This is a genomic window from Paraburkholderia sp. SIMBA_054 (assembly GCF_046534875.1).
In the GTDB taxonomy this organism is placed as follows: Bacteria; Pseudomonadota; Gammaproteobacteria; order Burkholderiales; family Burkholderiaceae; genus Paraburkholderia; species Paraburkholderia hospita.
Map to the genome: position 1 here is coordinate 62499 of NZ_JAWRXV010000039.1, position 23776 is coordinate 86274.

At 58.2% G+C, this 23776-nt stretch carries 22 protein-coding genes; all 22 read right to left on the minus strand.

Features of this window, described 5'->3' with window-relative positions:
• Window positions 1-27: 27 nt before the first annotated feature.
• Window positions 28-1866: a tetratricopeptide repeat protein gene (locus SB822_RS36105; protein ID WP_410856795.1), complete on the minus strand. Its 1839-nt coding sequence runs from the start codon at window positions 1864-1866 to the stop codon at window positions 28-30.
• Between the two features lie 158 nt (window positions 1867-2024).
• Complete coding sequence (locus SB822_RS36110; RefSeq protein ID WP_410856796.1) at window positions 2025-3014, minus strand: glycosyltransferase family 2 protein; 990 nt, start codon at window positions 3012-3014, stop codon at window positions 2025-2027.
• Window positions 3011-3466, minus strand: coding sequence for a GtrA family protein (locus SB822_RS36115; protein WP_244144583.1), 456 nt, complete (start codon window positions 3464-3466; stop codon window positions 3011-3013). The genes SB822_RS36110 and SB822_RS36115 overlap by 4 nt, the downstream gene beginning before the upstream one ends.
• Window positions 3453-4370: a transketolase family protein gene (locus tag SB822_RS36120; RefSeq protein ID WP_410856797.1), complete on the minus strand. Its 918-nt coding sequence runs from the start codon at window positions 4368-4370 to the stop codon at window positions 3453-3455. Before SB822_RS36120 ends, SB822_RS36115 begins: the two co-directional genes overlap by 14 nt.
• On the minus strand, window positions 4367-5173 hold the full coding sequence (locus SB822_RS36125) for a transketolase (protein ID WP_410856798.1): 807 nt from the start codon (window positions 5171-5173) through the stop codon (window positions 4367-4369). The genes SB822_RS36120 and SB822_RS36125 overlap by 4 nt, the downstream gene beginning before the upstream one ends.
• Window positions 5170-6216, minus strand: a complete 1047-nt coding sequence (locus SB822_RS36130; protein ID WP_410856799.1) for an NAD-dependent epimerase/dehydratase family protein — start codon at window positions 6214-6216, stop codon at window positions 5170-5172. The genes SB822_RS36125 and SB822_RS36130 overlap by 4 nt, the downstream gene beginning before the upstream one ends.
• An 8-nt stretch (window positions 6217-6224) precedes the next feature.
• Window positions 6225-7538, minus strand: a complete 1314-nt coding sequence (rfbH, locus tag SB822_RS36135) for a lipopolysaccharide biosynthesis protein RfbH (RefSeq protein WP_410856800.1) — start codon at window positions 7536-7538, stop codon at window positions 6225-6227.
• Between the two features lie 12 nt (window positions 7539-7550).
• Window positions 7551-8618, minus strand: coding sequence for a CDP-glucose 4,6-dehydratase (gene rfbG, locus SB822_RS36140; protein ID WP_410856826.1), 1068 nt, complete (start codon window positions 8616-8618; stop codon window positions 7551-7553).
• Window positions 8615-9388, minus strand: coding sequence for a glucose-1-phosphate cytidylyltransferase (gene rfbF / locus SB822_RS36145; protein WP_410856801.1), 774 nt, complete (start codon window positions 9386-9388; stop codon window positions 8615-8617). The genes rfbG and rfbF overlap by 4 nt, the downstream gene beginning before the upstream one ends.
• Window positions 9389-9886: 498 nt before the next feature.
• Entirely contained in the window at window positions 9887-10570 is a 684-nt protein-coding gene (locus SB822_RS36150; protein WP_410856802.1) for a class I SAM-dependent methyltransferase, read from the minus strand.
• Between the two features lie 66 nt (window positions 10571-10636).
• Window positions 10637-11188, minus strand: a complete 552-nt coding sequence (gene gmhB, locus SB822_RS36155; RefSeq protein WP_410856803.1) for a D-glycero-beta-D-manno-heptose 1,7-bisphosphate 7-phosphatase — start codon at window positions 11186-11188, stop codon at window positions 10637-10639.
• Between the two features lie 2 nt (window positions 11189-11190).
• Window positions 11191-11895 carry a nucleotidyltransferase family protein gene (locus tag SB822_RS36160; protein ID WP_410856804.1) on the minus strand — a complete coding sequence of 235 codons (705 nt, stop codon included), beginning with the start codon at window positions 11893-11895 and terminating at the stop codon, window positions 11191-11193.
• On the minus strand, window positions 11892-12473 hold the full coding sequence (locus SB822_RS36165) for an SIS domain-containing protein (RefSeq protein ID WP_410856805.1): 582 nt from the start codon (window positions 12471-12473) through the stop codon (window positions 11892-11894). Before SB822_RS36165 ends, SB822_RS36160 begins: the two co-directional genes overlap by 4 nt.
• Window positions 12470-13516 (minus strand): dehydrogenase, encoded by a 1047-nt coding sequence (locus tag SB822_RS36170; protein ID WP_410856806.1) that lies wholly within the window; start codon window positions 13514-13516, stop codon window positions 12470-12472. The genes SB822_RS36165 and SB822_RS36170 overlap by 4 nt, the downstream gene beginning before the upstream one ends.
• Window positions 13509-16772 carry a methyltransferase domain-containing protein gene (locus tag SB822_RS36175; protein WP_410856807.1) on the minus strand — a complete coding sequence of 1088 codons (3264 nt, stop codon included), beginning with the start codon at window positions 16770-16772 and terminating at the stop codon, window positions 13509-13511. The genes SB822_RS36170 and SB822_RS36175 overlap by 8 nt, the downstream gene beginning before the upstream one ends.
• Window positions 16772-18154 carry an ABC transporter ATP-binding protein gene (locus SB822_RS36180; protein WP_410856808.1) on the minus strand — a complete coding sequence of 461 codons (1383 nt, stop codon included), beginning with the start codon at window positions 18152-18154 and terminating at the stop codon, window positions 16772-16774. The genes SB822_RS36175 and SB822_RS36180 overlap by 1 nt, the downstream gene beginning before the upstream one ends.
• Complete coding sequence (locus SB822_RS36185; protein ID WP_410856809.1) at window positions 18144-18980, minus strand: ABC transporter permease; 837 nt, start codon at window positions 18978-18980, stop codon at window positions 18144-18146. Before SB822_RS36185 ends, SB822_RS36180 begins: the two co-directional genes overlap by 11 nt.
• Before the next feature lie 19 nt (window positions 18981-18999).
• Window positions 19000-19893 carry a dTDP-4-dehydrorhamnose reductase gene (rfbD, locus tag SB822_RS36190; RefSeq protein ID WP_410856810.1) on the minus strand — a complete coding sequence of 298 codons (894 nt, stop codon included), beginning with the start codon at window positions 19891-19893 and terminating at the stop codon, window positions 19000-19002.
• A complete protein-coding gene (rfbC, locus tag SB822_RS36195) occupies window positions 19890-20441 on the minus strand; it encodes a dTDP-4-dehydrorhamnose 3,5-epimerase (protein WP_410856811.1) in 552 nt (183 codons plus the stop codon). Before rfbC ends, rfbD begins: the two co-directional genes overlap by 4 nt.
• Complete coding sequence (rfbA, locus tag SB822_RS36200; protein WP_410856812.1) at window positions 20426-21319, minus strand: glucose-1-phosphate thymidylyltransferase RfbA; 894 nt, start codon at window positions 21317-21319, stop codon at window positions 20426-20428. Before rfbA ends, rfbC begins: the two co-directional genes overlap by 16 nt.
• Window positions 21320-21329: 10 nt before the next feature.
• A complete protein-coding gene (rfbB, locus tag SB822_RS36205) occupies window positions 21330-22391 on the minus strand; it encodes a dTDP-glucose 4,6-dehydratase (RefSeq protein ID WP_410856813.1) in 1062 nt (353 codons plus the stop codon).
• Window positions 22392-22582: 191 nt separating this feature from the next.
• The gene (locus SB822_RS36210; protein ID WP_410856814.1) at window positions 22583-23485 is read right to left on the minus strand and encodes an NAD-dependent epimerase/dehydratase family protein; all 903 of its coding nucleotides are present in this window, start codon (window positions 23483-23485) and stop codon (window positions 22583-22585) included.
• Between the last annotated feature and the right edge of the window lie 291 nt (window positions 23486-23776).

The window sequence follows — 23776 nt, forward strand, 5'->3', positions numbered from 1 at the left end:
GCTTCGGGTATTGTGCCGACGTAAAGGTTAGTGCAATCGATCCAATGCCTGCTGGAAGGCAGGATTTGGCGAGTTCGCCTGTACCCTGATAGAATTTTGGTAGGCTTCGCGAGCCAAATTCACTTTTCCCTGCTTTTCGAACGCAACGCCAAGCCAATACGAGCTATAAGGATTATCGGGCAGCATAGAGACCGCCTTTTCCAGACAAGTCCCGGCTAGCACCAGATTGTTGTAGTCGATCATATGAACGCCGCACGACAAATAGGCGTATCCGTCTGGCCCGCTCTCGGAATTTGCTCGCTTTTGATGCGGTGGACCAAACGAGTCCGCAAGCAGCGGATACTTGAGAACGTCTAGGTCCGTAATACCGCCCTCGCTCCAGTGGGGACGCGTTGAGAGATTCCTCATCCTGACGACAAGACCACCATTGTCGCGGAAGAGCCATGCTTCGTCGAATGTTTCCTTGTCGACTTCGCTTGGGCTGATGAATCTCACGACCTTATCTTGGGCTCCATTCAGCTTCTTCGTGATGGATTCGACAGGTTTGTTGTCATATTGCACCACAACAAAATGAGTACCTGTCGGCATGCTTAAAGAACGCACGGCGTATCGATAGGAAAACATCGAGTAGGGAAAACTCATGCCCGACACCAAGACCGTTTTCCCGTTCCCTGGCAGCGTCTTAATGAGGCCACCAAACGTACGGAGAAACAATTTTTGACGGGCTTGGTTCATCACAATCCAATTCTGGTCTGCAAATGCCTTTGCCGAAAACAAAGGGCTGCCGGTCGCCACAGCAGCAATGACGAACGCACACGCAATCCGCAGCCACCCCGCCAGCAATAGCGCCAGAAATGTGACGGGGAGATAGATTAGATAAGCACCGCTGAAGGAATACGCTTCGAAGTGGTGGTACGGAAGCAACGAGTTTGGCAACCACGCGAGCGTCCCCGCGACCGGCAGCGCAACGGCCCACAACAGTTCGTTGCTCTTGATTCCGCGAAAAACGCCCAAAGCAATCGCGGTCAACAGGACAACAGCAAGACTCAACGCGTTCATCCCTTCTGCCGCGTATCGCATCCATTCATGCGAAATCGACTCGACACTCACCACAATCTGATAAGGCCCGCCAACCTGACCACCACTAGTGAACGGAGAGGATGCAAAATGTTCAGCGAGAATCGCCAATACTCCTGCAATACCGATAATCACCATGGGCCTGACGTATCTCAACCTACACCTGTTCGAGACCCACCAGACAAACGCTAGAAATCCCGCCGAGACGATGAACGTCTCTTTCGCAAGAAAGGCTAACAAAACGAGTAGACCGGAAACCCACCAAGGTGTCGCCCCTATCATCGAAAACAAACTGAGCAGCAGAAGCAGAAGCGAGAGCTGAGTAAATGCGTCCCAAGTCGAGAACTGATACTGATAGGGATGTACGGCCAGCAGAAATGCGAAAAGTGTCGCACTCAGAATCAGTCTGAAATCAAACGAGATTCGAAAGACGCGCTTTACCACCATGAGCAGCAGAGCGAAGTTCGCCGCCACTACACAAAGCACGGCGACCATGGCACCGCGCGTCCTCAAGTGCCCGATCACCCAAAAAAATATCTGACCGACTGGACGCGGATAAGTCAACAAGTCCCAAATACTAGCCGGCGAATAGGCAATCGCCGCAGGGAGGTAATAATCAGAGTGATGCGGCCAAAATGGATCGAGATATCCTGGAAAAATAAACTTGAGAACGCAAGCGTCTACGAAAAGAAACAGGATGGCTAACAAAGCAGCTTGGAGAAACCACGCCAACGATTGCCTACGCTCGGCGCTACTACTCACCTCTGCTCGCTGCAACGCCAATTTCATCGGACACCTTTACATGTTTTGGTGCAAATGTCACCGATAGATTTACTCAAACTGACCGCAGCTTCCTGCACTGACACCCAGCCCCGGAAATCACGCCGCGTCTACCGAAACGCCAGCCGCTCGCGCGGCGGTTGTATGCCGGAGATATGCAGTCCAAGCTAGTTCGCTTCGCCCTGTCTCTCGCATTGCGGCACGTCGCGTTCTTCAGCGGTTGGGATGACGCCCCCGATCCGCTCCCGCTCGATCACGAGCGGCCGCTTCATCACGTACGTGAGGATTGCACCGACGTATTCGCCCAGCAAGCCAGTAAAGAACAACTGCACGGACGCGAAAAAGAACAAACCAATCAGCAATGGTGCACTACCGAAAGTGAACTTGTTCCAGAACAGCAATTTCAGAATGAGATACGCAATCGACACCAGCAGGCTGAGCGTCCCCATCGCGAACCCTGCGATCGTCGCGAGCCGCAACGGCACCTTGGAGTGCGACGTGATGCCCAGCATCGCGATATCGAAGAGCGTGTAGAAATTATTCTTCGAAATGCCCCGTTTGCGCCGAGGTTGGACATAGGGAATCTGCACCACCTCAAACCCGATTTCGCAGATCAGTCCTCGGAAATACGGATAAGGATCATCGATCTTGCGCAGAATCTCGATCACCTTGCGGTCATAAAGCCCAAAACCAGTAAAGTTTTGAATAAGTCGGACGTTGGCAATACGCGTGACCATTCTGTAGTACGCGCGACGCAATGCGAAGAACACGGCGGACTCTTTCGCCTCCGGTTTGACACCGACGACAATCGGCGCCCCTGCCAGCCATTTTTCAACGAAAGTAACGATCAGTTCGGGCGGATCCTGGAAGTCAGCGACCAGCAAGATCACCGCGTCGCCACGAGCCTGGAGAAGGCCATGCATCGGCGAACGGATATGGCCGAAGTTGCGCGCATTAACGATGACGCTCACCGACTCGTCTTTGGCGGCTATCGCACGCAACTTGCTGACCGTCGAATCGGTCGAGCAGTTGTCAATGAAAAGGTGGTCATACGTGACGGTCGGAATAGACGCGAATATCCGACGCACCTCTTCGTGAATGCCCTCGACATTTTCTTCTTCGTTATAGCAGGGCGTGACAACCGTAATATGTTTCATAAGTTAGAAAATACCAAACGGCGATTCAATAGGAACGCCAACAAACTCAGTGGCAACAACACAATCGCATTGGCGACGTAAACGTTGGCACCGATCTCCAGCAACGCCCGTACGCCACCCAGATTCAGCAGGTAGATCAGACAGTACACTCCAACAAAGCGCCAGAATCGCGAGCGAGGTGCACCTCCAAAAACCAGCCTGCCGACACTCTGGAAATTGAAGGTGACGCCAGCAATCGTGGCCAAGGCGATAGCCAGCGGATAATGCAGGCCCATCCACGTCAGAACGAAGAAGACCGAATAACCAAACAGCGTATTGATACCGCCGACAATCAGAAAGCGGATCAGTTGCATGTGCCGAAGCACAAGTCCGATTATCGGGTTGAGGAGCCGCATCGCTAACGTCACCTGGCGGGCATTGACGGCTCGACGGTTCGCGTCAGGTAGCGCCATCAAGAACCTTCTTCACGCGATCCGCAACGGCCTCCGGCGTCAACCCGTGCCATTTCATCAGGAACGCGTAATTGCCACATTCCGTGCTAAACCGGTCATCGATACCTATGCGCAGAAAGCGGCCGCCGTATGATCCGAGCAAACGCTCAGCGACGATGCTACCCAGGCCGCCGTCGATTGCGTGTTCTTCGAAAGTCACAATACCCGCGCGTTCGCGCGCCAGCGCGAGAAGGGGCTCGGTGGGAAATGGCTTCAGGCGCGGACACGATACGACGTCGGCGTTGCCGACAATTTTCGCTACCTGCTCGGCAAGTTTGACACCTGAACCTGTGCCGAGAAATAGATATGGCGCTCGCTGCGTCCCGACGCGGAAGAGTTCGACGGCAGAACCTGCGTCGGCGAGCGACGGGTGAACATCACCAAGATCGGCTTTGCCCATGCGCAAGTACGCGGGCAAACGCTCTTCGTAAGCCCTGTTCATGCAGGCCGTGAGTTCGAACCGATCTGCTGGTGAGTAAATGCTGATACCCGGCACCGCTCTAAGCGCGGCGATGTCTTCTGTCGACTGATGGCTGGTTCCGAGTTGTGCATATACGAGCCCCGCACCGTCCCCTACCAGGGTAACAGGCAGATTCTCGTAGCAGATATCGATCTTGATCTGCTCCAGTACCCGAATCGGTACGAACGCACTGAGTCCATAGACAAATGGACGATAGCCTGCCCTTGCAAGACCCGCAGCCACGCCAACCATGTTCTGCTCGGCAATACCGCAGTTCAAATACTGATCCGGACATGCCCTGATAAAGGGATCGAATAGCGCGTAGCCATGGTCTCCCGTCAACAGCAGAACCTTCGGATCACGCTGTGCAAGCGCAACGAGTGCGTCTGAAAAAGCTGCTCTCATTCCTTGCCTTTTAGTTCGGAAGTCGCCAAAGCGAATGTCTCGGCATTGAGCCGGGTGTAGTGCCACACGTTGTCGTTTTCCATAAAGGACACGCCTTTGCCCTTTATGGTGCGTGCAACGATGGCCTTAGGTCTGCCGTTCTTCGCGTGGCGAAACTGGTTATAGGCAGCGTCGATCGCTTCTTCATCGTGACCATCGATCGATATCGTCTCGAACCCGAAAGCGTCGAACTTGGCGCTGATATCGTCCAGTGCCATGACTTCATCCGTACGGCCCATTGCCTGGAAGCCGTTGACATCGATGATCACGATCAGGTTATCAAGCTTGAACTGACGCGCGAATAGCGCCGCCTCCCAAATCGTGCCTTCATTCAGTTCGCCGTCGCCGACGAGCGCGTAGCAGAGTTGGTCGGTGCGATTCCGTTTGGCGGCCAGGGCAAGACCAACGCCCACTGATAAACCATGCCCCAAGGTGCCTGACGTGACTTCGACACCGGGGACGTGCACATCCGCGAGACCTTTGAGACGCGTGCCATTTCCAAAATAGCACGCAAGCTCGTCATCTGAGATCCACCCGAGTTCGTTGAGACAGGCGTACTGCGCCATCACGCCGTGCCCCTTGCTCAACACCATGTAATCGCGCGCCGGCCAGTCCGGGTTATTGCGATCAAGGTGCAGGTGATTCCGATAGAGCACGGCGAGAAGTTCGACGATCGAGAACGCACAACCGATGTGAACTGTAGAGCCGCTGTACGCCATCTGGAGGATGGTCTTGCGGATGCGGATGGGATCAAATTGCTTCATAGCATGGCCGCCATACGGCTCCAGTTGATTGTGCTACTCAAACCGCTTTCGAGAGATGTGCGCTCGACAAGCCCGAGTTCGCGACGCGCTTTGGACGTATCTGGAATGTATCTCGACGGATGTGCGTCCGGCACCTGGGCGTCAGCTTCGGTGGAGCACTGATCGAGGTCGCTTGCTTGTTCAATCATCCGCGCCAGTTGTGCAATCGAAACAGCACGCTCGGCCCCGACGTTATATGCGCCTTGATTCGCGCCGTCCTGCATGATCCGCAAGAGCCAGATACATGCGTCCACAGCGTACAGGTAGCTTCGAAACGGTCGACCGTCACGAACCTGAATGCGGTTGCCACGACAAGCATCGCGAATAAAATTGCCTGCAGCGAACGGGCCATCGAGCGGCAACCCAGGCCCGATTAACGCAAAAATGCGCGCGATGGAAACGTTCATCGCGTAACGCTCGCTGTAACTCGCCGCTAACCACTCGGACGCTCGCTTTCCCTGTCCATAGGCAGTACGATAGTCGAGCGGGTCAGGCGCTCCGTTGTACGACTCCGGAATACGCTCGAGATCAGCCGGCTGAGGACCATAGACAGCACCACTGGACGTCAACAAGAAGCGGCTCGCGCTGTTTTTTTGCGCGGTGTCCAGAACGCGCCGAGTCCCTGTCACGCCGACATCGAAAATGCGCGCGTAATCAGCCGCTCGAACGGGGTCCGCGACGTCGGTCGCAGCATGAATGCACACGTCCAGCGCGCCTACATTCATATCGAAGCTGGTGACATCGCCCTCTACGAACGAGATATCCCCAGACGTGAAGAGGTGCGGCGCAGCATCGACTGCCTTCTGCACCGAACGACTGAGGACAACGGCCTCGATATTCGCGCCCACACTCAGGTTTGCATGGTGAATGGACTCGAGAAGCCACGATCCGATGAAACCCGTCCCGCCCGTGATGAACCAGCGGCTGCCGCGCAAATCGCGCCACAGGTCGCCGGTTTCGGCGACGATGCGATCAAGATCCTCCTGTGGAAACGCCGGGCGCATACGAGGACTTAGAAGTTGACGCCGAGGAACGTTTCGATCGTCGATGCGGCGTGCTCGAGCATTGCCTCGCTCAAGCCCGGATAAACGCCGATCCAGAACGTCTGATTCATGACGATGTCGGTATTCTCGAGCGATCCGCTGACGCGGTACTCGCGCCCGATCATGTACGGCTGCCGCGTAAGGTTGCCGGCAAACAACAGGCGCGTGCCAACCTTGTTTTGATCGAGATAGCCGAGCAGATCCACGCGACGCACGCCGGCGTTTTCCTTCAGCGTGACAGGGAAGCCGAACCAGGAAGGGTCGGAATTGGGTGTCGCGTGCGGCAGAATAAGGAACTCACTGCACGACTGCAAACGCTGGTGCAGGAACTGGAAATTGTCCTTGCGAGCCTGCACGAACCCGTCAAGCCGCTCCATCTGCGCGAGACCACACGCCGCTTGCATGTCGGTGATCTTGAGGTTGTAGCCCAGGTGCGAATAGGTGTACTTGTGGTCGTAGCCTTCGGGAAGACTCCCCAACTTCCAGCAGAAGCGCTTGCCGCAGGTATTATCCTTGCCCGGTGCGCAGTAGCAGTCGCGCCCCCAATCGCGGAACGACTCGGCGATCACCTTCAGCTCAGGATTATTCGTGAATACCGCGCCGCCTTCGCCCATCGTGATGTGATGTGCCGGATAGAAGCTCAGCGTGCCAATGTCGCCGAACGTGCCGACGCGTTGGCCGTTGTAGGTCGATCCAAGCGCATCACAGCAATCCTCGATCAGCCACAGGTTGTACTTCTTGCACAGCGCCGTGATCACTTCGAGGTTGTACGGGTTGCCGAGCGTATGGGCGAGCATGATCGCTTTCGTCTTCGGCGAGATGGCCGCTTCGATCTTGGTCGCGTCGATGTTGTACGTGCCGAGTTCGACATCGACGAACACGGGTATCGCGCCGAATTGAATGATCGGGTTCACGGTGGTCGGGAAACCTGCGGCAACGCCGATCACTTCGTCGCCCTTCTTGATCGCCCGATCGCCTAGCTTCGAAGACGTCAACGCCGAGAACGCGACGAGGTTCGCGGACGAACCCGAGTTGACCGTCAAAAGGAAATCGACGCCGATGTATTTGGCAAGACGCCGCTCAAACTCTTCGTTGAATCGACCTGTCGTTAGCCAGGCATCCAGCGACGCCTCGACCATCAGTTCCATTTCGTGCGCGCCGACGACCTTGCCCGACGGCGGCACAACCGAGCTTCCCGGCTCGAACGCAGCGGGAACGCTTGCCAGTTCACCGTATTGGCGCACGAGGGTGATGATTTGTTGGCGAATCTGATCTTTATCCATAATCTCTATCTTTCAATGCTGTACGAAGCGGTCAATCTGACTGAGAGAATAAGCGCGCATGTCTTCCGCGCGCGCTTCCGACTTGTACCAGCTAACAATGTGTTCGAGTGCAAGACTGAGGTTCCAGCGGGGCTGCCAGCCCAGACGGGTGCGCGCCTTTGAACAGTCCAGCTTCAGGTAGGTTGCCTCGTGCGGGTGCAAATCGGTGTCGAGCGTCCAGCTCGCACCGTCGCCCCAATGTCGCACCAACTCATCAACAATGAACTCGACGGGGCGGGCGTCGGAATCGAATGGCCCGAAATTCCATGCGCCATCAAATCGCGGCCCGTCGACGAACAAACGCTCCGCCAGCAACAGGTATCCCGCCAATGGCTCGAGTACATGCTGCCAAGGCCGAACCGCGTGCGGACTGCGCACCTTAACGGGCTCGCCTCGACGGATGGCGCGAATAATATCCGGAATGAGTCTGTCGGCAGCCCAGTCCCCGCCACCGATCACGTTGCCCGCGCGCGCACTCCCAATAGCCACGCGATGTCGCTCAAACTGGGCGGGGTTGAAGAACGAGTTGCGATAAGCCGAAGTGACCAGTTCTGCACAGGCCTTACTGCTGCTATATGGGTCGTATCCCCCCATCGCTTCGTTTTCGCGGTAGCCCCACTCCCATTCACGATTCTCGTAGCACTTATCCGTGGTCACAATCACGGTCGCGCGGACCTTGTCGGACTGCCGAATGGCTTCAAGCAGGTTGACGGTGCCCATCACGTTCGTTTCGTACGTTTCGACGGGTGTAACGTACGATTGACGAACAAGCGGCTGTGCAGCCATATGAATCACGATCTCAGCGGCGCTATCCTTCAATGCATGATGCAAACCAGCAGCATCGCGAATATCGCCGATCAGCGAATCCATGTCCTCGCCGATACGCGCGCACGTGTACAAATTTGGCTCCGAGTCCGGTGCGAGCGCATAACCTGTCACGTGAGCGCCCATCGATTGCAGCCACAGCGTGAGCCACCCGCCCTTAAAACCGGTATGACCGGTCAGGAAGACGCGTTTGCCGCGCCAGAAAGACGCAGTCATGACCAGGTTTTCCAAGGTGCCTTCCCGCTCTGCCAGAGCGACTCGAGCAGATTTTTGTCGCGTAGCGTGTCCATCGGCTGCCAGAAGCCGCTGTGTTCATAGGCCGACAATTCGTTGTCGCTCGCCAGTTTTTCCAACGGTCCCTGTTCCCAGACCGTCGAATCATCCTCAATTAGGTCGATGACTTTCGGAGAAAGGACGAAGAAGCCACCGTTGATCATTCCGCCATCGCCTTTGGGCTTTTCACGGAACGAATGCACCTTCTGGTCACGAATGTCGAGCGCGCCAAAGCGGCCGGGCGGGTACGTGGCCGTCAACGTCGCGAGTGTCCGACTGCGTTTATGATGCTCGATAAGATTCGCGATGTTGATGTCGCTAACGCCATCGCCATAAGTGAAACAGAACGTCTCTTCGTCCTTGACGAAATCGCGCACACGGCGCAGTCGGCCGCCCGTCATTGTGTTATCGCCGGTATCGATAAGTGTCACGCGCCACGGCTCCGCATAGCGCTGGTGAACTTCCATCGAATTGGAACTCATGTCGAATGTCACATCCGACAAGTGCAGAAAATAGTTCGCAAAGTACTCTTTGATGACGTAGCCCTTATAACCGCAGCAGATCACGAAATCGTTAATCCCGTACGTCGAATAAATTTTCATAATGTGCCACAGGATCGGCTTGCCTCCGATCTCGATCATCGGCTTCGGTCGATTGATCGTGTCCTCCGAAATGCGGGTGCCAAGCCCGCCGGCAAGAATGACTGCTTTCATCAAAGCCCCTTTGTGCTTACCGCATGCCTGGCATGCAAGAGTCGTTTCGTTCACCACCACGATCGAGCGCGATGATGAATTGTGTTGCGTATCGCAGCACGAACCGCTGCATGTTCCGTATGCCGAAGCCATTGCCCATATGGCAGGAAGCAAAAAACGTGCAAATCTCACCAGTCGCCACAAAACGCGATTATATAATGCTCGGGTAATGAGACCGAGCAAATCCGGTTTGGTGATAGAACAGGTCGACTGGGGATTGAACGGGCACACCCCGCACCGGAATCAGCGTCACCAACATGGTTAGCGCCGCCACCATAGCAAGCCGACGCTGCGAAATAGGACCGATTTTTCCACGATCGCCATAGGCAGCCTAGGCGCTTCCATTACACTCGTCTGGTTTGAAGCTTCCAAAAAACGAACGCCCATATGCCTCGAATTCGATAAGGCAACGTGTCCCGTCGCCTCATCACATCGCGCATCACGGCAAAGCCCGAACAATCAATTTTTCTGCGCGAGAAACGCGGTCGCAGCCGGATATTCAACTGCGAAGATTTTTACGTTATCGAATCCGGCTTCCATCAGATACGTCCAGGCGTCCGCACCAAACTCGCTTTGCACGACGAAGTCGTATCCGGAAGTCGCCGGATTACCATGGTAGCTGTGCTTCAGTCCTTGCCGGTTTCGGGTCATTCGGCCAACGATGACGGGCACCGTCATACACAGCGCACCGCCCGGCTTCAGCACGCGTCGACATTCAGCCAGCGCGTGCACGGGATTTTCCACATGTTCGAGGGTGTCTGAATGCACAACGATATCGAACGAGGCGTCGGCATATGGCATCGCGTGCATGTCGACCTCTGGATAGGCACCGAATACATAGCCGGGAAAATTGCGCAGCACTGGGCTAAGACTACCCGCCTCGTTGATCTCCAGAATCGCGACGTTCCGGCCTTGCGTGAGCGTTGGCAAATCGTTCAGTAGCGAGTCGGTACCCATCGCCGCGCGAAGGGCGTTGGAAAGCGCGATCGAGCGCAGGTTAGCGCCACAGCCGTTACATGTCTCTCCCTGTTGGCGGTTCACATAAGCCGCCTCGGCGCTCGACAATTGCCAATCATTGACGAGTTCGCCCCACAGAACAGTCTTGGAACTAAAACTCTCGCCGCCGCAAACGCTGCATTTCATCGTAACCCCTTGTCGCGTCGCACTTGCGCCGCGCTTAAACTTCGCAGTTCAGTAATCCAACTATCTTTACAGCCAGTGAAGACGGGTCGCCACTTCGCTTAATTCGACGATGGGCAAGTAGTCGTCGTGATCGGAAGTTTGACGCGCTTCGCCGATAAGAAATCGATACCTTATACCGGCCGCCTTTGCAGCCTCCATGTCGGTGACCGAATCACCGACCATCGCAGAGGCCGCGAGGTCAATGCCATGTTCTGCCGCAGCTCTGAGCAACATCCCCGGCTGCGGCTTCCTGCACTCGCATGAAATCCTGTAGCTGCGGACTCCAGCATCCGGATGGTGCGGACAGTAATAAACCTGCGTAATCGGCGCCCCCTCATCCGCGAACTGACCCATCATCCAGTCGGTGAACCCGGCAAACGTCTCCTCGGTGTAATACCCACGAGCAATCCCCGCCTGGTTCGTCACGACGAACACATCAAACCCTGCGCGGCGCGCGCGACGCACCAGCTCAAAAATCCCCGGCAAGAAAACACAATCTTCCTTGCGATGCAGATAACCAATATCGACATTGATCACCCCATCGCGATCCAGGAACAGCGCACGCTTCTTCGCGCTCATCGTCACGCCACCATTTTCGGCACGAGCGTTTGCGCTAGCGCGTAATCATCCGGCACACCGATATCGATCAGTTGGCTCACCGCCGGCACGGCACTGACGCGTAAATCGGCGAGATGCGCATGCAGGAAATCCTGCTCGAACGAGAACTTCTCGGGCAACGGATAGCGCTTCAGCGCCTCCCGCTTCACGAGATATACACCCGCATTAATGAAGCCGGCGCCCGTCTGCCCCTTCTCGCGAAAAGCCGTCACGCGGCGCATCGACGTGGCGTCGAAATCAACTGCGCCATACCGTGCGACGTCGTCGAGCTTGGCAACCGCCATTGCGAGATCGACATCGGACGCAGCCGCCGAGCGCAGTTCGGCAAACTCGACGATCGTCATCGTGTCTCCGTTGAGGACGAACGCCTCTTCGCCGCCGATCGCATCGAACGCCTTGGCGATCGCGCCGCCCGTGCCGAGCGGTTCGTCTTCGACCACGTAATGCACGTTCAACGCGCCGAACTTCGCGCCGAAGTACGCTTCGATCGTCTCGCGCTTGTAGCCGACGGACAGATACACGTCGCCGATACCCTGCGCCTCGAGACGGCGCAGCACCCACCACAGAAACGGCTTGCCCGCCACTTCCGCCATCGGCTTGGGCAGATCGGGCACGACCGAACGCAGACGCGTGCCGAGGCCGCCCGCCAGAACGATTGCCGGAATCATGTGCGCGGGAAAATGCTGGATTCGACGAGCGCGCAGACGATATGGCCGAGCAGGATGTGACCTTCCTGGATCTTCGGCGTCTCGCGCGACGGCACTTCAATGCAAACGTCAGCCAGTTCAGCCATTGCGTTGCCGCTCGCACCCGTGAAGCCGGCCACGTAAAGGCCGTTATTACGCGCTTCGTGCATCGCGGCGAGCACGTTCGGCGACTTGCCCGAGGTCGAAATGCCCCAGAAAATGTCGCCCTTCCTGCCGACTGCCTGGACCTGGCGCGAGAACAGCTTCTCATAGCCGTAGTCGTTGCCGATCGCCGTCATAACCGACGTATCCGTCGTCAATGCAAATGCCGGCAGGCCCGGACGATCGTAGTTGAAACGGCTCACGAATTCGCCCGCGATGTGCTGGGCGTCGGCCGCGCTGCCGCCGTTACCGGCGATCAGCACCTTGTTGCCCGCGTTGAGTGCGTCAACGATCGTTTGTGCAAACCCGGCAACCTTGTCGAGCAGTGCGTCGTCGGCGTGAATCGCGTTGAAGATTTCGATTGCCTTCGAGATTTCCGTGCGAATAGTGTCCTTCATTGCGTCCTCCAGGAATATGCGCCGTGCTCGGTGAAATTGCAGGTAAATACCTGGCCATTGAATTTTTCCAGCGCGCGAATCACGCTCGGGCGCTTCGTCGGATCGACGACGAACATCATGAAGCCGCCACCGCCAGCGCCGGATACCTTGCCCGCCAGCGCGCCCGCCGCAATCGCGGCGTCATAGATCGCGTCGATGCTCGAGTTGCTGATGCTCGTCGCCATCAATTTCTTCGATGCCCACGACAATCGCATCGACTCGGCAAAGCTGGCGAAATCGCCCTTCAGCACCGCTTCTTTCATGCGAGTCGCTTCCTGCTTCACGCGGTGCAACGCGTCGAGCGACGTGTTGTTGCCGCTCTTCACGCTATCCGTCTGTTGCTGGATGATCTTCGCGGACTCGCGCGACACACCCGTATAGAACAGCACCAGCGACGATTCGAGTTCCGCGCGAATCGATTGCTTGATACGCAACGGATTCACGATCACGCGATCGCCGTAGAACTCCATGAAATTGAAGCCGCCGAAAGCTGCCGCGTACTGATCCTGCTTACCGCCCGCAAAGGCAAGATCGACACGTTCGATGTCATACGCCAGTTGCGCGATATCGTATTCGCCCAGCGGAATCTGCAGAAATTCGGCGAACGCATGCACGAGCGCGACAACCATCGTCGACGACGAACCCAAACCCGATCCCGGCGGCGCTTCAGAATGCGTCGTCACCGTGACGGCGAGCGGACGGCCCTCGTTGTAATCGCGCACGATGCGGTTATAAACGCCAACGTGCAATTCCAGTCCCTTGACGAGTTCGAGCTTCGCGCTGGAAGCGCCCGACCACTGGATCGAATTGTCTGCGGCAACGAGTTCGATCGTTTCGTCGTCGCGCGGCATGATGGTCGCGTAGGCAAACTTGTCGATCGTGGCGTTCAGAACGAGACCACCGAAATCGTCGGAATACGGCGACACATCGGTGCCGCCGCCAGCGAGGCCCAATCGCAACGGCGCGCGGGCGCGCACGGTGCCGGGTGTGTAAGTGTTAGCCATGTGTTGATTCAACCTTTCTGTCCATGTCCTGTGCGAAGACTGCGCGGATCGCGTCGCTCGAGAAGTTGGCCGCGACGTACTCGCGCCCCGCGTCTGACACCGCGAACCAGCGCTCGTCATTGCGCAGCAGTTCGATCACGTAATCGGCCAGCGCGGCGGGATCGTCGGAGATCGGCAGGAACGCGTCGAGGCCAGGCATGCCTTGCACGCCGACCGATGTCGTCACGAGCGGCGTGCCGAAGTTCATCGCTTCAACCACCTTGTTCTTCACGCCCGCGCCGAAGCGCAACGGCACGATCGCCACGCGCGCAAGATCGTACAGTTCCGCGAGACGTTCGTCGCTAACGTAGCCCGTCACGTTGACGGATGGACCGGCGAGCGCCTTCACTTCATCGGTGGGATTGGAGCCAACCAGCATCAGGTGGATATGCGGCACAGCCTCCCGGATGCGCGGCAGGATCTCGCCGACCAGCCACTTCGCAGCGTCCACATTCGGCGGATGGCCGAAGCCAGCAACGAAGATGATATGGCTGCGCTCGCCTAGCGTCTCTGCCGTATCCTGCTTTGGACGACGTTCGAAGAAATACGGCGGCAAGGTGCGCGCGTCGACCTTCGGCGCCATCTGCCGCACCGTGTCAGTCTCCGCTTGAGACGGGTAATAGACGACGTCCACCGCATTCCACACAGCCATTTCTCGCGACTTTTCGGTCTCGGCCTGGCGCAGCAGCTTCTGATTGCCGGACACCTCGAACTCTTTTTGCAGGCGTGCAAAATGCAAATCGTGGCCGTAATAGAGCAGCTTGGCCTCAGGCCGGAATTTGCGCAGCGGCTTGATAAACGATTCGCTCACATGCGGACGGTTCAGCAGCACGTAGTCGAGCGTGAGATCGGTTTTTTCCAGCCACGCATCAAAGCCGTCGAGGAACTCCGGGCCGTAGAAAACTTCGACGCCCATCTGCTGCAGCGGTCGCACGTAGTCCTCGTCGTACCACAGGTTCTGCGGCCAGAACTTTACGTTCAGACCCATTTCCAGCAACACGCGGATGAAGCAGACCACTGAGCGCGAACCGGCATCGCGGTCCGGCTGCGGCACGTAGTGATCGACGATCAGAACCGTCTGCCGGTCTGCCGAGCGCTCCGATGCGGCTGCGACATTCGTGCCGTTATCGAAATGCTGCGATTCCAGCACGCTGCGCCAGCGTTCGTGGAACTTCTTCTGGTTCTCGACCTGATACGCCTTCACACCCGAAGCCGTGTCGGTGCCGTTAGAGATGCCTTCGTAATGAACGATGACGGACGCTGGCTGGTAATAGAGCTTCTTGCCCGCCTGACGCACCTTGAACGCAAGGTCCGAATCTTCGCAATATGCGGGCACGTACAGTTCGTCGAAGCCGCCCAGCTTGTCGAAGAAATCGCGCTTGATCAGCAGCGAGGCGCCCGACGCATAGTCGGTTTCGCGCACGTAGTTGTAGCGGCTCTTCGACGCGTCATCAAGACGTCCGTAATTCCACGCGGACGCATCCTTCCACAGGATGCCGCCCGCCTCCTGCAGCCGCCCATCCGGATAGACCAGCTTCGAGCCGACCATCCCGCAGTCCTTGCGCGATTCGAAGACCGCGAGCAGCGTGTCGAGCCAGCCGGGCGTCACTTCCGTGTCGTTGTTAAGGAAGTAGACGTACTCGCCGCGCGCATGCGTCGCCGCGGAGTTGCAGCAGCGCACGAACCCAAGGTTCTTCGGATTTTCGATGAAGCGAAGACCCGGAATCTCCTTCATGCGCAGGATGTTCGCGTCGCCCGACACGTCTTCGGCAACGATCACTTCGATTGGCACGGCCGGCATATGCTCGGCAATCGAACGCACGCACGACAGCGTGTGAGGCAGGTTTCCGTACGTCGGGATGATCACCGATACGCGTGGATTCTCGACTTCGGGCAAGCTCAAACCGGCGATGACTTCGTCGGCCTTCTCGATCGCGATGGGGCCGCGGCCAAGAATCTGCGGCAAGGGCTGGCCCTTGCGCTTCCATGTTTCGTAATAGACGACGCCTTCGAACAGCGGACCGGCGACGCGGAACACCATTTCGGCGAGGCGCGCCTTGACACGCGGACTGAACGGCAGCGTGCGATATGCCGTGTAACCCCAGCGCTTGGCGTATGGGCGCAGCTTCTGCACATACGGGCCAATGTCGCCGCGCGCAACGCGGATGGCGCCACGCAGCGGACGCGTGATTCGCCATGAAGTCGAATTGTGCATCGCCATCAGTTCGGCCTGCAGTATGCCGATGGCCTCCTGAAGTTCGTCGAGTTCGTGGCGCACGCCTTCGTATCGGCGGTTCAGAATGGCATGAACCTGACCAGGCACGCGGCTGGCCATCGCCTCTTTTAGACTCTGCAATTCGGCGTCGAGAGAAAGCGCCCACTGCGTGCGCTCCTCGAATTCGGCCTGCTGCTTGCGGATGACTTCGTCGCGCGCTTCGATTTCTACAGTTTGCCGTGTCGCCCATGCAATGATCTCTTCCTGGCGCGCATAAAGATCGCTGCCCTGTTCGAAGAACACAGACGAATGCAGTTGCGGCAGCGCGCCGCCTTCCTTGAAACACACCGCCAGAAAGTACATCACCCCATCGAGATGAGGCGTGCGCCCATCAACGACATCGCCTTCGAGCGTCAGCGCGGAATAGTTCGGATCGGAGCCTTCCGTCGGCAGGATGATCGAACTCGTCGCCAGCCGCTGCCCGTAATACTTGACGGCAGCGAAATGGCGCTTGACGAGCGCATCCAGTTCGTCGAAGTACAGTTCCTTGACGTGAAATTCGTTGTGGAAATTGCGGTCGTCGGAATAAACCTTCTTATTTGGCGACGACAGAATCAGGACTCCACCCGGCTTCAGAACGCGGTGAATCTCCGACAACATTTCTTCATGCAGCGTCAGATGCTCCAGCGTCTCGAACGACACCACGGCGTCGAACGTCGCGTCCGGCAGCGGAATTTCCGCGGCGCTGCCTTGCCGGAAAGACAGATTCGCAACGTGGCCGTAGCGGTCCGTCGCGTGTTCGACGGCCTCGTCGGAGATATCGACGCCCGTTACCGATTCAGCGTACTTCGACAGGATGTTCGAGCCGTACCCTTCGCCGCACGCGATATCGAGTACCTTCAGGCCCTTCAGCGCCTGCGCGGCCCATCCATAGCGGTGCCAATGCTCGTATCGGATGTCGCCGGCTTCCGTCGGTATATAGCGTTCACCAGTGAATTCCATCAGACGATTGACCTCTCTTTCTCTACGCTGATCTTGAGCATTGGGATACCGATCAGCCCATGACTAAATGGACTTTCAATAGCGCGGAACTGCAGAGCGTCATGCACCCATTGTTGCTGCGTATGATCGTGTTGCGTTCCTGACGCCACCGCCGCATCGAACGAATAAGCCCCAATCGGCAAATAAGGCATACGGAACTGAAACGAAGCGTGAATCTGATCGCTCGCTTCGCCTTCAATCGAATTCTCGTGGCTTAGGTGCGTGTTTGCGCCGAACAGTCTCTGACCCAGTCTATCCTTCAGATAGAAACCAACAATGAGGCCTGATAGCGCGGAGTGAATGTCCACCGCGATATCCAAGGTCACGAGTTCGCCGCCCTGGACCATCTGCAGAGCGTGCCCGTCTTCATCAATCATCGCGACGTTCGAAATAGTGGCTCCGCCTGCACCGAACGAACCCGAGTGAGCATCCGCGTCGAACTCGAACAGCTTGATCGAATTACTGCCTTTTAACTGTTCGGCCCGCTGGTCGATCACATCAAGTTGAACCATCTTCGCCCGCGCACGCTCTGCCTTGGCTGCCGTCACCGTCACGCCCTGCGCTTTTCGATCCAGCACATGCTGCTCGGCCAGATAAGCCTCGACGACTTCTTTCGCCGGCCCGTCCAGCCGCACGGAACCACGATCGAGCCAGACCGCGCGCGAGCACAGGCTCGTCACCGCGCCGACATCGTGGCTGACAAACAGCAGCGTGCCGTTCTTCTGGAACTCTCGCAAAAAGCGCATGCACTTCTGCGTAAAGCGTACGTCACCGACAGACAGCGCCTCGTCGACGACCAGCACATCGGCATCGACGTGCGCGGCAATCGCAAACGCGAGACGCACATACATCCCGCTCGAATACGTCTTGACGGGCTGCGACACGAAATCGCCGATCTCGGCGAATTCGATGATCGACTTGTAGCGCTCTTTTAGTTGCGCTTCCGTCAGCCCGTAGAGCATCCCGCTCAGGAATACATTCTCCTCGCCCGTAAACTCGGGGTTGAAGCCCGCACCCAGTTCGAGCAGCGCGGCAACGCGCCCACGACGCAGAACTTCACCCTGTGTCGGCGACAACGTCCCGCACACCAGCTGCAGAAACGTCGACTTACCCGATCCGTTCTGACCGATGATCGCCACCGTCTCGCCGACGCCAACCGTCAGATTGACATCGCGCAGCGCCCAGAACTCACGAAAATACTCTTTCGGCTGGCGACCGACGAGCCGCGAAAGACGCGGTAAGACCATCTGCTTCAGACGGTCTTGCGGCTTCCCGTAGATCTCGTAACGCTTGCCGAGGCCGTGTACCTCGACAGCTGTTTGCTTGACGCTGTCAGAGCACATCGGCGAACCCCTTACGTGTTTTCTGGAACCACAGCAGCCCCAGCGACGCGATCACGTAGGCAACGACAGCGTAGATCAGCAATCCGATCCAGTTGAGCTGACCGCCCCAGATTGCGACGGTGCGAAACTGGTCGATCACGAAAGTCAGCGGATTGAGCATGATCACGGCTTGCAGCTTCGGCGGCACCGAGCTCAGCGGATAGAAGACCGGCGCCATGAACATCAGCAGCGAAGAAACGATACCCATCACCTGCCCCAGGTCGCGCATGAACACGCCGAACGACGCGAGGAACCACACGAGACCCGCAATCAGCACGACATAAGGAAGGAGGATCAACGGCACGAACACTACGGTCCAGGGCACATGTCCCTGCCACAGGAAAATCGCCACCAGCAGAATGACGAACGCCACGAGCATGTGAAACAGCGCCGTTCCAATCGCGATCCACGGTAGCGTTTCGAGCGGGAAAACGACCTTCTTCACATAGTTCGGATTACCGACGACGAGCATTGGCGCGCGCGTCAGGCATTCCGAGATGAGGTTGTGCGACAGCACGCCCACGAACATCACGACCGCGAACTCGATATGCGAAGTCGATTCCGCACGCCAGCGCGACTTGAACACGAAGCCGAACACGAACGTATAGATGCTCAACATCAACAGTGGCGTGATGAAAGACCAGAACAGGCCGAGGAACGAGCCCTTGTAGCGGCCCGCCACCTCGCGCTTGACGAACTGAACGATCAGCGGCCAGTTGTTGGTGAGCGAATAAACGACTGCGAGCGGATGCGCCAGCCGTTTTGTTGTTCCCAGTGGGGTGTCCATATTCGAATGTGACGCCGGATTAAAGCGAGAAGAGATCGTCGAGTGCCAAGGCGAGGCCATCTTGCCAGCCGGCCCGGGTCAAACCGAACCGCCGATCGAAGGCGCTGTTGTCGAGCACCGAGTACTGGGGCCGACGAGCCGGCGTCGGATAAGCGTCGGAAGAAATCGGCTCCACGCTCGTCGTTTGCACGGGCACTTTGCCGGAGGTTCGGGCGGTATCGATGATCGCGCTGGCAAAGCCATGCCAGGACGTCTCGCCCGCTGCCGTCATGTGATAAATACCAGAACTGAAACTGCCCGCCGCGCGCTCACGCTGAGCCTGCGCAACGACATGCGCCGTCAGATCGGCAATCATGCGCGCTGGTGCCGGCGTGCCAATCTGGTCCGCGACCACGCGCAGCGTTTCCCGCTCGGCGGCGAGACGCAGCATCGTGCGCAGGAAGTTGCGGCCACGTGTTGCGTAGACCCACGTGGTACGCAGCGTCAGCCAGTCGCCGCCCGCGGCCGCGATGGCCTGCTCGCCGGCGAGCTTGGTACGGCCGTAAGCATTCAACGGCGCAACCGCCGCATCTTCGCGATACGGCTCGCGGGCCGTGCCGTCGAACACATAATCGGTCGAGTAATGCAGGAACAGCGCGCCATGCTTGCGCGCCGCTTCGGCCAGCACGCCGACCGATTCCGCGTTCACGCGATGCGCAAGCGCCTCGTCCGTCTCCGCGTTATCGACTGCCGTGTAAGCCGCTGCGTTCACCACCACGTGCGGTTGCACGTCCGCGACGAGCTGCGCCAGCGTTTCGGGCTTCGACAGATCGGCGCGCTCGCGGTCGCACGCAATCACTTCGCCCAGCGACGACAGCGCGCGGCGCAGTTCCCAACCGACCTGTCCGTTGCGACCCGTCAAAAGAATTCTCACGCGTACACCTCGGCTTCACTCAGCGGGCGCCCGGCCGCATCTTTCGTCGCGACCTGAGGCGTGCCGACGACGGGCCATTCGATGCCAAGCGCCGGATCGTTCCACAGCAGGCTGCGCTCGTGCTCGGGGAACCAGTAGTCGGTCGTCTTGTAGAGGAAATCGGCGCTTTCCGAGGTCACGCAGAAGCCATGCGCGAAACCCGGCGGCACCCACATTTGCCGTTGATTCTCCGCCGACAGCACCACGCCCACCCACTTGCCGAAGTTCGGCGAACTCTTGCGCAGATCGACGGCGACATCGAACACTTCGCCTTCAACCACGCGCACGAGTTTGCCCTGAGCATGCTCGATCTGATAATGCAGGCCGCGCAGTACGCCCTTTGCCGAGCGCGAATGGTTGTCCTGCACGAATTCGACATCGGTCGCAACGAATTGCGCGAACTCCCGCGCATTGAAACTTTCGTAGAAGAAGCCGCGCGCATCGCCGAATACTTTCGGCTCGATGATCTTGACTTCAGGGAGCGCCGTGGCGGTTACCGTGATGGCCATGCAACTTGGTCCTTCGAAAGATTCAGCAAATATTGGCCGTACGCGTTCTTGGCAAGCGGCTTCGCCAGCTTCTGCAACTGCTCGTCGTCGATCCATCGGCGGCGGTACGCGATCTCTTCCGGACACGCCACCACCAGCCCCTGGCGCTTTTGCAGCGTCGCGATGAAGGTGGCCGCCTCGATCAGCGAATCGTGCGTGCCCGTGTCGAGCCAGGCGTAGCCGCGGCCCATGATCTCGACGTCCAGCTTTTGCTGGGACAGATAGCGCGAGTTCACGTCGGTGATTTCAAGCTCGCCGCGAGCCGAAGGCTTGATGTCGGCAGCAATATTGCAAACTTGATTGTCGTAGAAGTACAGGCCCGTCACTGCATAGTTCGAACGCGGTTTCACGGGCTTTTCTTCGATCGACAATGCGTGGAATTGCTTGTCGAACTCAACCACGCCATAACGCTCGGGATCGTGCACGTGATACGCGAACACGGTCGCGCCGTCGGTGCGCGCGTTGGCGCGCTCCAGCTGCTTCGCGAGATCGTGACCGTAGAAGATGTTGTCGCCGAGAATCAGCGCGGATGGATCGTTGCCGACGAACTCGCGGCCAATGATGAAAGCCTGCGCAAGGCCATCCGGCGACGGCTGCACCGCGTACTGGATGTTCATGCCCCACTGGCTGCCGTCGCCGAGCATGGTTTCAAAGCGCGGCGTGTCTTCCGGCGTTGAAATGACCAACACGTCACGAATGCCCGCGATCATCAGCGTCGACAGCGGGTAATAGATCATCGGCTTGTCGTACACGGGAAGCAGTTGCTTCGACACGACGTGCGTGATCGGATAAAGCCGCGTGCCCGATCCGCCCGCGAGAATAATGCCTTTGCGCGCCATCGTTCCGCCCTTACGCGCGTTGCGCGTAGTTCGTTTCGACCCACTTGCGGTACTCGCCCGAAGCGACCTCGTCGGCCCACTCCTGGTTGTCGAGATACCACTGCACCGTCTTCGCGAGACCCGTTTCGAACGTTTCGGCCGGCTTCCAGCCAAGCTCGCGCTCGAGCTTGCGGGCATCGATCGCATAACGGCGGTCGTGACCCGGACGGTCCGTCACATACGTGATCTGGTCGCGATACGAGCCTTGCGCCTTCGCACGCTTTTCGTCGAGAAGATCGCACAGCGTGTGCACGACTTCGAGGTTCTTCTTCTCGTTCCAGCCGCCGACGTTGTATGTCTCGCCGGGCACGCCGCGCGCGAGCACTTCGCGGATCGCGCTGCAATGGTCGCCGACATAGAGCCAGTCGCGCACGTTCTGACCGTCGCCGTACACGGGCAGCGGCTTGCCCGCGAGCGCGTTGGCGATCATCAGCGGGATGAGCTTTTCGGGGAACTGGTAAGGGCCGTAGTTGTTCGAGCAGTTGGTCGTCAACACGGGCAGACCGTACGTGTGGTGATAGGCACGCACGAGATGGTCGGAACCTGCCTTGGTGGCCGAATACGGGCTGTTCGGCGCGTAAGGCGTCGTTTCGGAAAATTGCGGATCGGTCGCCGACAGCGAACCGAACACTTCATCCGTCGATACGTGCAGGAAGCGGAATGCCGCTTTGTCTGCGTCGTTTAGCGTGTTCCAGTACGATCTTGCTGCTTCGAGCAACGTGAACGTGCCCACCACATTGGTCTGCACGAAGTCCGCCGGCCCGTGGATCGAGCGGTCGACATGACTTTCTGCAGCAAAGTGCAGCACCGCGCGCGGCTTGTGTTCGGCGAAGAGTTTGTCCAGCGTGGCACGATCGCAGATGTCGGCGCGCACGAAGACATGACGAGGGTTGTCCTGTTGCGATCTCAACGTGCCAAGGTTGCCGGCGTACGTGAGCTTGTCCAGGTTCAGGACGGGCTCATTCGAAGCATTCAACCATTCAAGCACGAAATTGGCGCCGATAAAGCCGGCACCGCCCGTTACCAGGATCATGGGATTCCTTCTTGAGATTTTCTTGGCCGAGTGGACCGCGTGCCGGAGCGGCAGCGACCTGGCAATTATTGCCTGACCGGTCGGAACAACCGGCAAAGCTAACCGGGCGTCACACGGGCGCACGTAGGCACGTAACCGGCCATTATAAAGGTGTCGATGAGAAACACCAGCGAACTGAGACAGTTTGTAAATCAGGCGAGAGAAAGCATCCAGTCGATGGTGTCTTCAATGCCGATGGCCGGCATGTCGGGGACGACGCGATTCAGCCTTTTCGCCGAACCAACCAGCACCTTGACCTCATTTTGACGGACGAAGGCGGGATTTACGCGCACTTCCAGATCGTGGCCGGACGCCTCGCGCACGATATCGATGATGTCGGTGAGGGTCCGCGGACTGCCGCTGCACACATTGAGCGTTTCGCCCGCGAAAGGGGCTTCAAGCAGCGCCCGATACGCCCGCGAGACCATCCGCACGTCCGAAAAATCGCGCGCAACGTTGATATTTCCCAACTCGATAAACGGTCGACGCCGCACAAAATGGGAAACGATTTTCGGAACCAGGAAACGCTCGGACTGCCCGCGCCCCGTGTAGTTGAAAGGCCGCGTGACAACGATTGGCAGCCGGTCGAACCACGTCCGCACCAGATGCTCCATCGCCAGCTTGCTCGCCGCGTAGTGATTCACAGGCGCAGCCGGCGCATCTTCGTCGACGACGCCTTCCGCGTTGCCGTAGATGTTCGCGCTGCTCGCAATCAGGATCTTGCGCGGCTCGTGCCCGACGTCGACGCACGCCTGCAGCAGGTTGGTCGTGCCGATCACGTTGACGTTGTACATTTCCAACGGATCGTCATGCGCGACGAAGCTGATCGCCGCCAGATGCACGATGAATTCAGGCTTTAGCTCGCCGATCAGGCGGCGGCAATCCGGCAGCGACGTGATGTCGAGCGTGCGCTCGCCGGCTTGCGGATCGCTCGCCGTCGTGCCGATGACCTCATAGCCCGCGTCGGCGAGTTCTTCGCGCACGTAGGCACCAGTGAAACCGCTCGCTCCCGTGATGAGAACGCGGTGGATGACTGGCTGAGACGGATGCCGCAAATCCCTTCCTCCCTGATCTGAGCGCCTGTGGCGCTGGCAGCGGCCGATTATATCGGACGAATGAATCGGCCCCGTTCGTTCGCCCAGGGTCGTGGGAAGTTAGTTTGGCGGTCAGAAAATCGTCCAAAAATCTGAAAAAAATCAAAATAATTCAGCGCTTGCGCTGCGTTTTCGGACAGGACGGCCCAGCACCGCCATCAACCTGCCGCCAATGTCGGACGGACGGGGCATCGCGCGCTATCATGTCGCGTTGTGCAATGCAGCTAGCGCCGAACTCCATTCCGGGCGAAT